This window comes from Nostoc sp., from assembly GCF_036916655.1.
In the GTDB taxonomy this organism is placed as follows: Bacteria; Cyanobacteriota; Cyanobacteriia; order Cyanobacteriales; family Nostocaceae; genus Nostoc.
In genome coordinates this window covers 118,560-132,962 of record NZ_JBALFY010000010.1, presented here as the reverse complement: position 1 = coordinate 132,962, position 14,403 = coordinate 118,560, and the positions used below count along the sequence as shown (strand labels likewise).

At 43.6% G+C, this 14,403-nt stretch carries 14 protein-coding genes; 6 read left to right on the top strand and 8 right to left on the bottom strand.

Going from position 1 to position 14,403, the window contains the following annotated elements; genetic code table 11:
• Positions 1–58 precede the first annotated feature (58 nt).
• Positions 59–1,090: a zinc-dependent alcohol dehydrogenase family protein gene (locus V7L31_RS02425; protein ID WP_334694775.1), complete on the bottom strand. Its 1,032-nt coding sequence runs from the start codon at positions 1,088–1,090 to the stop codon at positions 59–61.
• A 48-nt stretch (positions 1,091–1,138) separates the two neighbouring features.
• Here V7L31_RS02425 and V7L31_RS02420 point away from each other — a divergent pair, with 48 nt between their 5' ends.
• Entirely contained in the window at positions 1,139–2,464 is a 1,326-nt protein-coding gene (locus V7L31_RS02420; protein WP_334694774.1) for a DUF58 domain-containing protein, read from the top strand.
• Positions 2,465–2,775: 311 nt separating this feature from the next.
• Here V7L31_RS02420 and V7L31_RS02415 read toward each other — a convergent pair whose 3' ends face one another.
• From V7L31_RS02415 to V7L31_RS02400, 4 genes are all read right to left on the bottom strand, one after another.
• A complete protein-coding gene (locus V7L31_RS02415; protein ID WP_334694773.1) occupies positions 2,776–4,821 on the bottom strand; it encodes a bifunctional metallophosphatase/5'-nucleotidase in 2,046 nt (681 codons plus the stop codon).
• An 81-nt stretch (positions 4,822–4,902) separates the two neighbouring features.
• Positions 4,903–5,574: a maleylacetoacetate isomerase gene (maiA, locus tag V7L31_RS02410; RefSeq protein WP_334694772.1), complete on the bottom strand. Its 672-nt coding sequence runs from the start codon at positions 5,572–5,574 to the stop codon at positions 4,903–4,905.
• A 189-nt stretch (positions 5,575–5,763) separates the two neighbouring features.
• Positions 5,764–6,852, bottom strand: coding sequence for a sulfonate ABC transporter substrate-binding protein (locus V7L31_RS02405; protein WP_334694771.1), 1,089 nt, complete (start codon positions 6,850–6,852; stop codon positions 5,764–5,766).
• A gap of 328 nt (positions 6,853–7,180) precedes the next feature.
• On the bottom strand, positions 7,181–7,846 hold the full coding sequence (locus tag V7L31_RS02400) for a class I SAM-dependent methyltransferase (RefSeq protein ID WP_334694770.1): 666 nt from the start codon (positions 7,844–7,846) through the stop codon (positions 7,181–7,183).
• A 67-nt stretch (positions 7,847–7,913) separates the two neighbouring features.
• Here V7L31_RS02400 and V7L31_RS02395 point away from each other — a divergent pair, with 67 nt between their 5' ends.
• The 4 genes from V7L31_RS02395 to V7L31_RS02380 all read left to right on the top strand — a co-directional run bounded on the left by V7L31_RS02395 (position 7,914) and on the right by V7L31_RS02380 (position 10,577).
• Positions 7,914–8,321, top strand: a complete 408-nt coding sequence (locus tag V7L31_RS02395) for a hypothetical protein (RefSeq protein WP_292843089.1) — start codon at positions 7,914–7,916, stop codon at positions 8,319–8,321.
• A gap of 185 nt (positions 8,322–8,506) precedes the next feature.
• Positions 8,507–8,671: a hypothetical protein gene (locus V7L31_RS02390; protein ID WP_334694769.1), complete on the top strand. Its 165-nt coding sequence runs from the start codon at positions 8,507–8,509 to the stop codon at positions 8,669–8,671.
• Between the two features lie 64 nt (positions 8,672–8,735).
• Positions 8,736–9,509: a hypothetical protein gene (locus tag V7L31_RS02385; RefSeq protein ID WP_292843073.1), complete on the top strand. Its 774-nt coding sequence runs from the start codon at positions 8,736–8,738 to the stop codon at positions 9,507–9,509.
• 450 nt (positions 9,510–9,959) lie between these two features.
• Positions 9,960–10,577, top strand: a complete 618-nt coding sequence (locus V7L31_RS02380; protein ID WP_334694768.1) for an FMN-dependent NADH-azoreductase — start codon at positions 9,960–9,962, stop codon at positions 10,575–10,577.
• Between the two features lie 87 nt (positions 10,578–10,664).
• On the opposite strand, the gene pdxH is transcribed toward V7L31_RS02380, so the two are convergent.
• Positions 10,665–11,306, bottom strand: a complete 642-nt coding sequence (pdxH, locus tag V7L31_RS02375; protein WP_334694767.1) for a pyridoxamine 5'-phosphate oxidase — start codon at positions 11,304–11,306, stop codon at positions 10,665–10,667.
• A gap of 135 nt (positions 11,307–11,441) precedes the next feature.
• Here pdxH and V7L31_RS02370 point away from each other — a divergent pair, with 135 nt between their 5' ends.
• Positions 11,442–12,527, top strand: a complete 1,086-nt coding sequence (locus tag V7L31_RS02370; RefSeq protein WP_334694766.1) for an AI-2E family transporter — start codon at positions 11,442–11,444, stop codon at positions 12,525–12,527.
• 283 nt (positions 12,528–12,810) lie between these two features.
• Here V7L31_RS02370 and V7L31_RS02365 read toward each other — a convergent pair whose 3' ends face one another.
• Positions 12,811–13,476 carry an O-methyltransferase gene (locus V7L31_RS02365; RefSeq protein WP_334694765.1) on the bottom strand — a complete coding sequence of 222 codons (666 nt, stop codon included), beginning with the start codon at positions 13,474–13,476 and terminating at the stop codon, positions 12,811–12,813.
• A 33-nt stretch (positions 13,477–13,509) separates the two neighbouring features.
• Complete coding sequence (locus tag V7L31_RS02360) at positions 13,510–14,403, bottom strand: NAD(P)-dependent oxidoreductase (RefSeq protein ID WP_334694764.1); 894 nt, start codon at positions 14,401–14,403, stop codon at positions 13,510–13,512.

Sequence of the window (14,403 nt, the reverse complement as noted above, 5' to 3'; positions counted from 1 at the left end):
ATGCCCACCCCACAATATTGGATAATTTATTTCTTGGAGTTCCCTACTACAAATTACGTTAGCGTAGCGTTAGCGAGTCCGCGAGCGTCATTACGACTTTTCCAAAGTGAGCCGCGCTTTTGAGGTAATGATAAGCCTCTCGTGCCTCAGTGAAGGGGAAAACTCGATCAATAATCGGTTTGATTTGATGTTGTTGCATCGCCTGATTCATCGCCTCAAACATTTCGCGACTGCCAACATAAATTCCCTGAACTGTTAAACTCTTAAAAAGTATTGGCATGGGGTCAATCTCATTTCCTCTGCCTGACAATACACCAATCAAACTAATACGTCCCCCAATGCGGACTGCTTGTAGCGATTTTGGTAGAGTACCTGCACCGCCTACCTCGACTACATGATCTACACCTGTACGATTGGTTAATTGATAAACTTGCTTTTCCCAATCTGGTGTTGTTTTATAGTTGATTGTCTCGTCAGCACCAAGTTGTTTCGCCCGTGCCAACTTTTCATCGCTGCTGGAAGTAATAATCGCTCTCGCACCATGTATCTTCGCAAACTGGAGAGCAAAAATTGAAACTCCTCCAGTACCGAGTAATAAAATACTATCACCTGCGCCAATATTGCCTTTTGTCACTAGTGCGTGCCAAGCTGTAACTGCTGCACAAGGTAAAGTTGCACCTTCAATATAGGATAAGTATTCAGGTAATATCACTAAACCATCTTGGTGTAATACAACATACTCAGCCAGCATTCCATCGATCCCGCCTCCGAGATCGGATTTCATTTTCTCTTTAGTTAAAGAGCCATAAATCCAGTCTTGGAAGAAAATACCAGCCACGCGATCGCCTATTTTTACCCGTGTCACACCTTCTCCCACCGCCACCACTTCCCCTGCACCGTCAGATACCGGAATTAACGGATATTTCTGTCGAGTACCGTAAGATCCTTCAATAACAAGCAGATCGCGGTAATTTAAGGATATTGCTTTGATTTGAATGAGAACTTGTCCAGCTGCGGGTTTTGGTTGGGGGCGATCGCCTAACGCTAGGGCATCAATTCCGGCGTTGCTTTGAATTTCGTAAACTTTCATATAATTTCTGTCTTATTCCCGCTTTAACTTATCTTCTCGCTTTAAAAAATGGTTCCTTCCAAACGAGTTTATTTATTATTGGTTTTGGGTATAGCGATCGCTCCGATCCTATCCTTATTTCTGAACGTTAGAGCAGCCATCGCCATCACTGTGCTATTTGATGCCATCGTTCTCGGACTGATGGTTGTAGATGGTTTACAGATGCGGCGTTCTCGTGTGCAAATTACCCGCGAGTTGCCATCACGGTTATCCATTGGGCGGGATAATCCCGTGGTGCTGAAGGTGACATCGCCAAATACCAACGCCCAAATTGAAATCTGCGACTATTATCCAACAGGATTTGGCGTTTCTGCACCTACACTAAATGCGATTATTCCCAGTAACAGCACGGAGGAATTGACGTATACCGTACATCCAACACAGCGCGGAGAGTTTCCTTGGGGGAATATCCAAGTTCGACAGTTGGGGATTTGGGGATTAGCTTGGGATGATTGGCAAATCCCTCAAAGTCTGCCAGTGAAAGTTTATCCTGATTTAGTCGGATTGCGATCGCTCACAATTCGTCTGACACTGCAATCATCGGGATCAATGCGCCAATCTCGCAAAACTGGTATTGGTACAGAGTTTGCCGAATTGCGAAACTATCGCACTGGTGACGATTTGCGGTTTATTGATTGGAAAGCTACTGCCCGTCGGGTTGGCGCTTATGGTAATGCTATGCCACTGGTGAGAGTTCTAGAACCAGAACAGGAACAAACATTACTGATATTACTTGATCGCGGACGGTTAATGACAGCAAAAGTGCAGAGTTTGCAGCGATTTGACTGGGGTTTAAATGCAACTTTATCCTTAGCTTTGGCAGGTTTACATCGAGGCGATCGCGTGGGTGTTGGTGTATTCGACCGCCAGATGCATACGTGGATTCCCCCAGAACGCGGTCAACATCATCTGAATCAGCTAATTGATCGCCTAACTCCCATTCAACCAGTGTTTTTGGAATCTGATTACTTAGGGGCAGTGACAAACGTTTTACAGCGACAAACTCGCAGAGCGCTGGTAGTAGTGATTACCGATTTAGTTGATGTCACCGCCTCTACAGAACTCCTAGCCGCACTCTCCAAACTAGCGCCCCGCTATCTCCCCTTTTGCGTTACTCTGCGAGATCCGCAAGTTGATCGTCTAGCAAACACCTTCACCGATGATGTTACAGGTGCTTATGCCCGTGCAGTATCACTAGATTTATTAATGCAACGACAAGTGGCTTATGCCCAACTAAAACAAAAAGGTGTATTGGTACTAGATGCACCAGCAAATCAAATTGCCGATCAGTTAGTTGAGCGATATCTGCAACTCAAAGCCCGAAATCAACTTTGACCAAACTTGAGGGCAAGTAATATCATGTCCGGTTAAAGACTTATCATTAAAGCAGCAGAGGAGCAGGGGGGCAGAGGGGAAGGGTTTTTGATAGATTCGGGAATCATAACTAATTAGCCGGACTTGATATAATGGGCGCTCTCAGACTCTTTACTAGGGACTGGGGCAATACGCTTGGGTTAAGGGCGACTGGCAACAATTTTGGGTTTTCGAGACGGCGATTTATCGCCGTCTCTACAAGTGTTTTGTTGCTCATTCTGAACTGTATTAGGGACTGGGCAAGAAATTTCATAATCCCCAATCCCCAATCCCTAAAACACCCCATCTTTACGGAATTTGAGATTTTGAATGCGAGTATCTTCAGCCGGTGGTACATCCTCTTGAGCAAAGGGAATCTGCTTAAACTTAGCAGCTAGATATTCTGCTAAGGCATCTTGCTCAGAACCATCAGCAGCAAAGGTGGCTAAACCTGTGCGTTTACTCTTATCAGCATCCTTTGATGTCAAATCAACTCGTTCTCTTTTAGGAAAAGGATAGCCATCACCACCACTTGCTAGAAAGTTGAGGGTAACAGTGCGGAAAACCCGATTAGGATCGCCCACTAACTCTGCATTTTTAACTACTACATCAATAATTTTGCCTTTCCCATCTTTGATAGCAAGGGATTTGACACGCTTACCTGCTGGCAAGTTTGGGTCAAAGCTAAAGGCTAATCCCGCTACTTGGGGAAAACTGCCAGGGGTAGAACCTGGTGCTATGGCTGCAACGCTGTGTTCAATTACTGTCAGCAATTCCACAGCATTCAGAGTAACTAAAGTCAAGCCATTGTTAAATCGTAAAGCATTGGTGATATCAAGTTGGGAAATTTCTTTTTCTTTCTTGCCTGCCACAGGATTTGCTTGGGGTGGTAGTTTGATAACATCTTGTGAGCGAGTCGAACCTTGGGGAAAGGTATATATACCGATATTGTCACGGATACTACCGCCGTTTTTAATGGAAATGACAGTTTTAGGATCGTATCGTTTAGCGATCGCTAAATTAGCTTCGGCTGTCAAATTTCCTAAATTCGTTTCTTGGGTGCGGACATCACCCCGCCAGCCATTGAGAAAAACGTTGGTTTTCCCAAAAATTTGGCCATCTTGGGCAATAATCACTTTTTTGAGTGCTTCTGTAATGGCGACAATTTTGGGGTCGGGTTTCCCGCCTACAGCCGCGACTCCTTGGGAGTCAGTCGCATAAGCACCGCTGATTTTGGGGTCAATACTCTGAGGAATAATCACTCCATTAGCATCAAAGTTAACTACTAGACGACCAACATAGCGATAGTTTCCATCGGTATTAACTATCGCTATCGGATTCCCATCTGCTGCTTTTTTGATGATTGGGTAAGTTCCAGCAGATTTATCACCCACTCGAAGACGGTCTGTTTTGTCGGCTAGTAAGGTATTAGAACCACCAGCAACAATGATATCTACTCCCTTGAGTAATTCTGCTAGCTTTTGCTCAATGGCAATTTGCTGCATGTGTGCCAATAAAATAACTTTATTAATTTCTGGGTTTTTTGTTAGCAGTGTATCAACAGAAGTTTGAATTTCAGCAGCTAAGGCGGCGATGTCTGCGGCATTACGGTCATTAAACTCTTTGGGTAACACCGTCACACCGCCGGGAGAAGAAATAGTTCGCAGTGTGGGAGTTGTCGCCCCAACTACAGCAATTTTTTCACCATTGACGGTAATAATGGTGTTATGGGCAATTTTATTCGGAATTTTACTTGCTTCTTGTCCATCAGCAGTAACTAATTTTGCCAGGTCTTTATCAGTGCTGAAATCGAGATTCGTGCTGAGATAGGGAAATTTTGTACCTGGGTAATCTTCTTTAGCGCGGATTAAGTCAGCAACAACACCCGTACCCAAGTCAAATTCGTGATTGCCAAAGGCGATCGCACTAAAACCAAGAGCATTTAGAATTAAAATATCTCCTCGTCCCTGACCACCAAAAACTGTGTCACTGGCAAATAAGAAGGGACTGGGAATATAGGTATCTCCAGATGAAAGAATTAAGGTATTCGGATAATCAGGTTTCCCGTCACCATTAGCATCTTGATTTTTGAGTGCATTCAACACCGCCGAAAAGTTCGGTGCATCCTTCAGCGCGGGGACACCGGCTTCTTGGTCGGAAGTATGTAAAAGTTGCAGTGTGAACCCTGACTTATGTGCTGTTCTGACTTGCGCCACGCCACCAGTAGTTCCTAGAAATAAAAAAATGCTAGATATAATTAGCAAACTTAACTGGCTAGCATTTAAATCTCGGCGATTAAGCTTACTGATAAATCGATTTTTCTGACCTAACAAAGGCATAATAAATTTTAGAGTTCATCAGTGGTGAATAATCTTTAGTGTATTATCAATATTCCATAGCAAGTATTTCATAAGTTAATTTTAATATTCATCTTCAGGGCTGTATTCAGAAGCGTCTGGTTGCAAATGTGGTTGTGCAGCAATAAAGGCTGGATGACAAATACACGATTGGTGAATTTTACGAATAGTTGGATATGGATCTAAAGAATATTTAAATCGCTCGGCATTATATACTTGAGGTGCAAGGAATACATCTGCGATCGTTGGCTCATCACCATAACAAAAACTGCCACACAATTTACTGTTAGCCAGAATATCTTCGAGTGCATTTAAGCCTTCTCCTAGCCAGTGGTGATACCAATTCATTTTATCCGCCTGATTTAAACCTATTGCTGAGGTCAGATATTTACGAACTCTCATGATGCTCAAGGGATGAATATCACAGCCGATTAAAAGCGCAATTTGTCGTGTATAAGCTCGTGCTAAAGTATCTAATGGTAAAAGTGCTGGTTGCGGATAACGTTCTTCCAGATACTCAATAATAGCTAATGATTGAGTGATGATAGCCTGACCATCGATGAGAGTTGGAACTAATTTTTGAGGGTTGATTTTGCGATACTCATCTACAAATTCAGGCTCACCTTTTCGTAGTTTTGAGACACTTCTATACAAATAAGAGATTTTTTTTAACTCTAGTGCAATCCTGACTCTGTATGAAGCTGTTGAACGATAATAGCTGTAAAGTTCTAACACAGTATTGATACTAGAAACAAATGTTTAATGACTGACTTTGATTTATAGCCTTTTAAAACCTTATATCGAGCAATAAATCACTCTTGAAAAAATTAAATCTAGTTGTATATACTTACTTATCCATGATTATTATTCACCGTAATTCGTAATTTGTAAATTACGAATTACGAATTACAAATTACGAATTATTTACTTGCCTTGCCAAACAATTTCCTTAACTTTGATTTCTTTTGGAATCAATTTAATTTTGTAGAAGGTATCTGCAACTTCTTGTTGTTTAGTAATCACTTCATCAGTGAGCGGAAGTACATCATACTCACGCCGCTTTTCTGCTGTTTCCAACACAGGAGCATCTATACCCAAAGCTGGGGAAAGAAACTTAGCAACTTCACTAGGATTATTCTTTGCCCAGTCACTAACTTTCTTGACTCCATCCAGAACTACTTTCAAAGCATCCGGCTTGGTATCAACAAAAGATTTTGCAGCCAAATAATAACCACGATTGGGGGCTAATCCCGTCGCATTTACTAAAGTACGTGCGCCTGTTGCTGCTTCTGCTGCGGCTAAGTAAGGGTCCCAAATTGCCCAAGCATCAACATTATTTCCCTCAAAAGCAGCACGAGCATCGGCTGGGGGCAAAGTTGCTGGCTTGATGTCACTGTATTGTATCCCTGCTTTTTCCAGCGCCTTCACTAATAGGTAGTTAGCATTAGAACCTTTGGCAAAGGCAACTTTTTTGCCCTTGAGTTCAGCTACACTTTTAATAGGTGAATTCTTATGTACTAGAATGGCTTCAGCTTTGGGACTCCAGGGGTCGTAGGCAACATAAACCAAAGGAATACCCCCAGCTTGAGCAAATATAGGTGGTGATTCTCCGGTATAGCCAAAATCAATACTGCCTGCATTCAATGCCTCTAGCATTGGGGGGCCAGCCGGAAATTCCGACCAAGTTACGGAAGATCCTGAAGCCGCGAAAGCTTTCTCTAATTCCCCTCTTCCCTTGAGCGCATAGAGGACAGTTGAGGCTTTCTGATAGCCGATGCGAACTGTAATACCGCTAGCTGCTGGACTAGGGGTGGGGGTTTGGGTTGTCTGCGGTGTGCCAGTGCCAGAGTTAGAGTTGTCGCTTGCACTTGGAGAACAAGCAGAGAGAGCTAAAGTTAAGCCAAGTCCTACTGCAAATAGTATGGAAAAAGTGCGGATTCTTCGTTGTTGGAACCTCTGGAGGAAGGCAAAAGCCATACCTAACAGTTGGGTTGGAGAGAACTTAGTCAACATTATTACTCTGCTTTCAGGGATCAATAAATATTAGATTTCAGTAAACCTACGGCAATGCCCGATAAGTTTATTGATTTACCGTATTATATTGGACTATGGACACAAAACATTGGCTAGCAGCTTATTTACGCAAAATCCTGAAAAAAACCTGCTTCTAACCAGCTTTTACCCCCTTTTCAAGTGCAGAACTGGTTTATCCCCTAAAGGTCTACGACTATTTTTGTTGGGTGGAACGTAGTGAAACCCAACATCTACCCCTCAAGATTTCCCAACTCCTTTTACCATACTCAGTGCTGAGTACTCTTTTTCTTACTCAGCACTCAGCACTCTAAGGTCGCTTGATGGCTAAAGTAAGTCCATCGGCGATGGGGACAAGGGAGAGTGTTATCCGTTCGTCATGATGTAACTTTTTGTTGAGCGCCCGGAGTGCTTGGGTGCTTTCATCTTGAATTTGCTCATCAGCAACTTTTCCTGACCATAAAACATTGTCAATCGCAATCAATCCACCTGGACGGACTAATTGCAGCGATCGCTCATAATATCCATCATAATTTTCTTTATCGGCATCAATAAAAGCAAAATCAAATGTCTCGGCTTGCCCAGTTGCCAATAACTGATCTAAAGTCTCTAAACCTGGTGCTAATCGCAAATCGATTTTATCGGCAACCCCAGCTTCTTGCCAATATCGGCGGGCGATCGCAGTAAATTCTTCACTTACATCCGCAGCAATGATTTTCCCATCATCTGGTAGTGTCAAAGCAACAGAAAGTGAGCTATAACCTGTAAACACTCCAACTTCCAGGGTTTTTTTCGCTCCAATTAACTGTACCAGAAGTCTCATAAACTGCCCTTGTTCTGGTGAAATCTGCATTCCACTCCGGGGATGATTGGCAGTTTCTTGGCGCAACTTCCTAAGAATCTCTGGTTCCCGCAGCGAAACGGATAAAAGATAATTGTAGAGTTGGTTATCAAGACCTATAGACTGTTTTGGCATGGTAGATGAGAAAATTAAGAGAATCTACAGTTATACTATCGCTGATAAGGGGAATCTCAGGAATAACATGGTGCGGTTAGTTTTGACAGCAATATTGCTAGTGTTAGTAACAGCTTGTGGCAGTATTGGACTGCTACCAACTAGCGAGTTAGTGCAAAAAGCGATCGCACTTGGGCTAGAACAAACTCAACAAAAACTTAGCCAACAGTTGGATTTAGATTTTCAAGGATTTGAAATCAAGCGGCTATCAATTACCCAGGAACAACCACTGACGATTGAAAATTTACCAGCTTTCCACGTTCGGGGAACTTATGACTTGATTGTTAAGTTACCAAAACGAAGCTTGACGCAACCACAAAAACCCTTTGATGTTTACCTGCAAATTCAGCAAGAAGGTAAAACCTGGCGATTGCTGCTTCCAGAAAAAGGTAGTAAAAATACTCAATCAATTTGGCGTAGCTATCTCATTCAATAGCTGGTATGTGCAACTATCAAAACCATCACAATCCTTTCTGTTGCTATTTTCATAAAAAGGTAGTCAACCCAACGTTAAATCAGCGTGAATTCGACGAGTCATATAGTGTCAATTAGCTGTAAAAAAGACCTCTCCCTGGTTTTACTACGCAAAACCGTCCCTCTCCGACTCGGAGAGGGACAGGCTTGAACTTTAGTTCAAGACAGGGAGAGGTTTATCAAATTCAAGTTAAATCGGCGGTTAGAAACCGCCTTGGTTTTGTGTGGTCTATTTACCTAAAATTTGCTGTAATTGGCGTAGCTATCCGATCGAAAAGCTGGTGTGTGCAAAGAGAAAAACCATCACAATAATTTACGTACAAATGCTGGGTTACAGTCATGATCGAGGTAATAGTTTCACCGGAGACAGGGCAAGATGTATATTAACTTTTTTATCAGTTCCATAGCTGGAATTGTGGTTGTAGTGCTGGCGGCTTTTGGACTACTGCAATGGTTGCACATCCCTGCGGGTAACTTTCTTGATTGGGTGATTGGTGGTGCTAGTTTTTGGTGGCTATTGGTAATTGTTACCGTACCGTGGAATGTGCATTTTCAAGCCAAAGAAGTCTTAGCAGAAGCAGCACAATCAACTGAGAAAGGAATTCCAGTCGATGGGAAACAAGTGAAGTATGTCACACTTTTGGCCAAGCGATCGCTCTGGGTTGCCATTGCTTTACACTTATTCTCAACCGTTGGTCTTTATACTCTGGCTGCTACAGGTATTAGTACGGTGGGGTATATAAGTTCTGGTGCAGCTTTGTTATTAACAATTCTACGTCCTGCGATTCGCGCTTATGAGTATTTATATGCGCGGTTAGCGATGATTCGCCAAGAATGGAAGTATCCGCGCGAAGATATTTTTGAACTGCGCGATCGCTTCTCTACATTGGAACAAAAAATTCAGTCGTTGGAAGATCAACTCAACCCAGAACAGCCCTATTCTTTCTCTGCAACTCAACAACGCTTTGCTGAAGAGACTCGCAGAGATTTAGCCCGAATTGCAGCTAACTTCGAGGAATTACGAGCGACAAATCAAACCGAACATGAGCGTTTGGCAAGAGAAGCCAGAAATGCGATCGCCCAACTTTCCACCGACGGGCAATTTCTCGATCATGTGCGCGAAATCATTCGATTTTTTAAGACTGCTTAATTATTCCAATAGACATCTCCGAAAAAGAATGTAGAGACGTAGCACTGCTACGTCTCTACAAGGGTTATGGGTAACGCATATTTAATTTCTGGAGATATCTAATGAAACTATTGTCTATCCCCGAATTCTTCAATCAGTCGGGGATATTGTTCATCACAAATTATTAGTCAATTTTGTGTGGGGAAAGCAACAGAATATCTAATAAGTGTTGAAGTAAAAGCTTTTTCTGAAAAACACTAAACGAATCATGGCATTGTCAATGATTATGACATTAACTCTTAAATTAGTTGCTGAATATGGGATCGATAAGTTAGCTAAAATTTTCTACAGTTACTTTATGGTAACTACTTTACTTTAGTAACTAGTTACTTTTAGTATCTGATGTAATGCTTTAAAATTTAGACTCAAAAACAGTCAAAGCAGAAACCTTAGCTAATCAGGAGATATTTGGTGGTAAACATTCTACATATTGATTCCAGCCCCCGTGCTGAACGATCGCACTCTAGAGAACTATCTAAGGAATTTGTCAGTGCTTGGAAAGCCGCGCATCCTGAAGATGCGATCGCCTACCGAGATTTAGGGCATCATCCAGTTCCTCACGTTGATGAAGCTTGGATTGCAGCGTCTTTCTCACCACCAGAAACCCATACCCCAGAATTAACAGAGGCCATCAGGATTTCTGATGAGTTAGTAGATGAGTTTTTGGCAGCCGATCGCTACGTCTTTGGAGTGCCAATGTATAACTTTACTATACCTTCCACCTTCAAGGCTTACATTGACCAAATTGTTCGCATAAACCGGACTGTTGCAATAGAAGCTCAAGGTTTTAAGGGGTTAGTCCAGGGTAAAAAGGCAGTTATCATCACATCTCGCGGCGGTGACTTTAGCGCCACCTCTCCTTATGCCGCTTATGACTTCCAAGAACCATACCTACGGACGGTATTTGGTTTTATTGGGATTACAGACATTCAATTTATTAACGCTAATAGTCTAAACGAAAATGATGCCCGTACCAAATCTCTATCAGAAGCACGGGCAGCAATTCAAGATGCGATCGCCCAGTGGTAAGAGGAACGCAGGGGGCAGAGGGGCAGAGGAGCAGAGGAGAAAAACTTCTCCCCTGCTCCCCTGCTCCCCTGCTCCCTTGCCTCTTCTTCATGGCGACAACCGCTCAATTTTCCAAGTATTATCTAAGCGGCTATAAAGCAAGCGATCGTGCAGACGGCTAGGGCGTCCTTGCCAAAACTCGATTTCTGTGGGGATCACTCGTAAGCCTCCCCAATGAGGCGGTCGAGGAATCTCCTGATTTTCATATTTGCTATAGAATTCTTGCAGGCGTCGCTCCAGGATTTCTCGGCTTGCGATCACCTCACTTTGATTAGATACCCACGCACCCAGGCGACTTTTAGCAGGGCGACTTTCAAAATACTGGTCAGACTCAGTTTCGGAAACTTTCTCCACATACCCCGAAATTCTGACTTGACGTTCCAGTTCTGCCCACCAAAAGACTAAAGCCGCCTGGGGATTTTCTGCTAGTTGTTGTCCTTTGTGACTGTTGTAGTTGGTAAAGAAGGCGAAGCCGCGTTCATCAAAATCCTTAAGTAAGACCATTCTGGCTGAAGGCTTACCATCTGGTGTAACAGTGGCAATGGTCATAGCATTGGGTTCGGGGAGTTCTGCTGCTAGTGCCTGATCGAACCATTTTTTAAATTGGATAAAAGGATTGAGGTCTACTTCGAGTTCGCTTAAACCTTCCAAGGTGTAGTCTTTGCGGAGGTCAGCTACGGTTTTGTCCATTTTGATTTGTTTCCTTGCTATCAGATACGCTTATACATATCTTTGTTAAAAATATCTATGATGATTAGATAATAATCAGTGCCATCAAGAATTTTACAAGTTCTCTCAAGGAATACCTAATATAGGTTGCATAAGATGCGCCGTTCAGCCTCCCTTCAACGCCTGTTAATTTATGGTCTGAGTGGCCCGATTATCGCTCTCAATGTCTGGCTACTATCCGTACTTTTTCGCTATTTCCAGCATCCCATTACCGTCTTGAGTATTGCGACGATTCTGGCTTTTCTCCTAAATTACCCAGTTAAGTTCTTTGAACGCGCTCGGATTACTCGCACTCAGGCGGTGATCATCGTTTTACTTGCAACCTTAACCCTGCTTGGGATTCTAGGCGTTACCTTAGTGCCGTTGATCATTGACCAAACCATCCAACTGTTAAATAAGATTCCTGATTGGTTAACCGCTAGTCAAGCAAACCTAGAGCAGTTTGAAATGGTGGCTAAACAACGACGTTTGCCAATTGATTTGAGGGTTGTGAGTAGTCAAATCAATGCCAATATTCAGAATTTGGTGCAACAGCTAGCTTCTGGTGCAGTGGGATTTGCTGGAACATTGCTCTCAGGATTACTTGACGTAGTGTTAGTCATTGTGCTTGCATTTTATATGCTTTTATATGGCGATCGCGTCTGGTATGGTCTAGTCAATCTTTTGCCCTCTAATATTGCAGATCCCCTGACCGCATCCTTACGCCTAAATTTCCAGAACTTTTTTCTCAGCCAGTTGTTGCTAGGACTATTCATGGTGCTAACCCTAACGCCAATTTTCTTAGTGATGAAAGTACCTTTTGCTCTGTTATTTGCTATATTAATTGGTATTTCAGAACTTATTCCCTTCATTGGGGCGTCTTTAGGTATTGGTTTGGTGACGATTTTAGTACTGTTGCAAAATTGGTGGTTGGCAGTTCAAGTTGCGATCGCGGCGATTTTGATGCAGCAGCTTAAAGATAACCTGTTAGCTCCCAGGTTACTCGGCAACTTTATCGGGCTAAATCCTATCTGGATTTTTGTAGCTATTTTGATGGGATTTGAGATTGCTGGGTTGTTGGGGACGCTGGTTGCTGTTCCCATTGCTGGAACCATTAAAGGTACTTTTGATGCGATCAAGAGCGGCAAGTCGAGTGATTTTGTCTCAAATTTCACTATTACCAACGATCCACCGCCTGATTAAGACTTAAATGTGTTTTAGGAACTTCTAAATATAAGTGTCAACTTAAGCCCCGGCGAATTCCATTCGCCCGTATTGATTCTGACTCCTGTTAGCGATAGCGGGGCGTTTAGCCCATTCTGACTTCTGAATTCTTCTTCAACATTTTCCTACTCTCCAATTAGGTAGTTCCAAATAAAAAAATATCCAATTAACTCTTGTGGGGTGGGCGTCTCGCCCGCCCAGTCCGTATGGCGGGCAAGATGCCCACCCCACAATATTGGATAATTTATTTCTTGGAGTTTCCTTAGATGACGATCGCGATCGCAAAACCATCGTATCCTTTGCTGCCCACAGTCTGGATTGCTGTAGCATTGACACGCGGCTCAGATGCAAGCAGTTCATTGAAGCGGCGTACTCCCTGGACGCTAGGATCGCTGCTAGCAGCATCAATCACGGCTCCGTTACGCACAACATTATCAGCGATGATCAGGCTGCCGCGACGGGAAAGTTTGAGCGCCCAGGCGAAATATTTGGGATTGCTTGGCTTATCAGCGTCAATGAAAATCAAGTCAAATGGCCCCTGATTCTCGGCGGCAATCTGTGGCAGCGTAGAAAGTGCCTGTCCGAGCCGAAGGTCAACCAGTTTAGACAAACCAGCGTGGGCGATATTGGCACGGGCGACTTCAGCGTGTTTTGGGTCAGCCTCCAGCGTGATTAGGCGGCCGTCACTGGGTAACGCCCGCGCCAGCCAGATTGTACTATAGCCGCCCAGCGTACCAATCTCCAGAATGCTTCGCGCCCCTTGGATTTGCGCCAATAGTAGCAGCAGCTTGCCCTGGTTTGGTGAAACGTTGTGTGGCGGCAGTCCGGCTGCGGCGCTAGTCTGGAGGGCTGTATCTAGTGCGGGGTCTGATGGTACAAGCAAATCGGTAAAGTAACGATCGACCGCAGTCCATTGCTCTTGAGTCATAGATTCTCGCTTTTTACCCCATCTTTAAAATACTCAAGATTGGGTGTCAGAGCTTGCTTCATCGGAAAGGATGGTAATGATTTCACTCAACGGGCGATCGCGATTAGACTCCTCTGGTGTTTCTTTACCCAAGGAGGTTTCTTTTACCAAACGGTAAACGTCGGCTGCTCCGTAAAAAATGCGCTCTGTTAGACCTAACTCTTTAAAGGTTTCTGCAATCTCTTCCATTTCTCCTATCCAACGATGGGCTTTTGGTGTCATCGATGGAATGGAACGGGTTAATATGCTAGCAAGTTCTGGTTGGCTATTAGATACTTCATCCCATAGTTCTTTATCTAAGCCTAAACGATGGGCTGCAATTAGTAATTCTGTGCTGATTGCTGTAAGTCCTTTTGTCAGGGCGGCGTAGGACATTTTCAAGCCGGAAGCCTGACCAATTTCATCACCAATCACCCGCACATCTAAGCCATGATCCCGCAGTTGTAGGAGTTGATTTGCTTGTTTTCCTGAAGTATAAATGCGGGTGCGATTGGGAACTCGCGGTGGTGGGCCAATAATTGATCCATCTACGAATGTTCCCCCAACTGATTCAATGAGTTGGCCGATACTGATGACTTTCTGGGGTGCGATCGCATTACAGTCAACATAGAGAATGGGTTTACCAACATTACCAATCGCCTCAGCTACTTGCTGCGCTGCTTGGGTAGCTGCTGCGGGTACTAGAACTGACAACACTACATCAGATTCAATTATCAGTTGCGTGAGAGAACCCACATCTTGAATGTTGGCTGCGGCTGCTAGTTGCCGAGTTCGTTCACTGCGATCGTTTAGGGCTGCAATAGTTTTCAATCCATGTTGATTGAGAACAGCTGCGATCGCTTGTCCCATATCACCCGGACTTAAAATACCAATGGTTTGGATAGGCAT

Bases quoted from the DNA above. Each gene is read 5' to 3' on its own strand.
- V7L31_RS02360 (WP_334694764.1), bottom strand. From the start codon at position 14,403: ATGCCTATCCAAACCATTGGTATTTTAAGTCCGGGTGATATGGGACAA.
- pdxH (WP_334694767.1), bottom strand. From the start codon at position 11,306: ATGGACAAAACCGTAGCTGACCTCCGCAAAGACTACACCTTGGAAGGT.
- V7L31_RS02370 (WP_334694766.1), top strand. From the start codon at position 11,442: ATGCGCCGTTCAGCCTCCCTTCAACGCCTGTTAATTTATGGTCTGAGT.
- V7L31_RS02395 (WP_292843089.1), top strand. From the start codon at position 7,914: ATGGTGCGGTTAGTTTTGACAGCAATATTGCTAGTGTTAGTAACAGCT.
- V7L31_RS02420 (WP_334694774.1), top strand. From the start codon at position 1,139: ATGGTTCCTTCCAAACGAGTTTATTTATTATTGGTTTTGGGTATAGCG.
- V7L31_RS02365 (WP_334694765.1), bottom strand. From the start codon at position 13,476: ATGACTCAAGAGCAATGGACTGCGGTCGATCGTTACTTTACCGATTTG.
- V7L31_RS02385 (WP_292843073.1), top strand. From the start codon at position 8,736: ATGTATATTAACTTTTTTATCAGTTCCATAGCTGGAATTGTGGTTGTA.
- V7L31_RS02415 (WP_334694773.1), bottom strand. From the start codon at position 4,821: ATGCCTTTGTTAGGTCAGAAAAATCGATTTATCAGTAAGCTTAATCGC.
- V7L31_RS02405 (WP_334694771.1), bottom strand. From the start codon at position 6,852: ATGTTGACTAAGTTCTCTCCAACCCAACTGTTAGGTATGGCTTTTGCC.
- V7L31_RS02425 (WP_334694775.1), bottom strand. From the start codon at position 1,090: ATGAAAGTTTACGAAATTCAAAGCAACGCCGGAATTGATGCCCTAGCG.
- V7L31_RS02400 (WP_334694770.1), bottom strand. From the start codon at position 7,846: ATGCCAAAACAGTCTATAGGTCTTGATAACCAACTCTACAATTATCTT.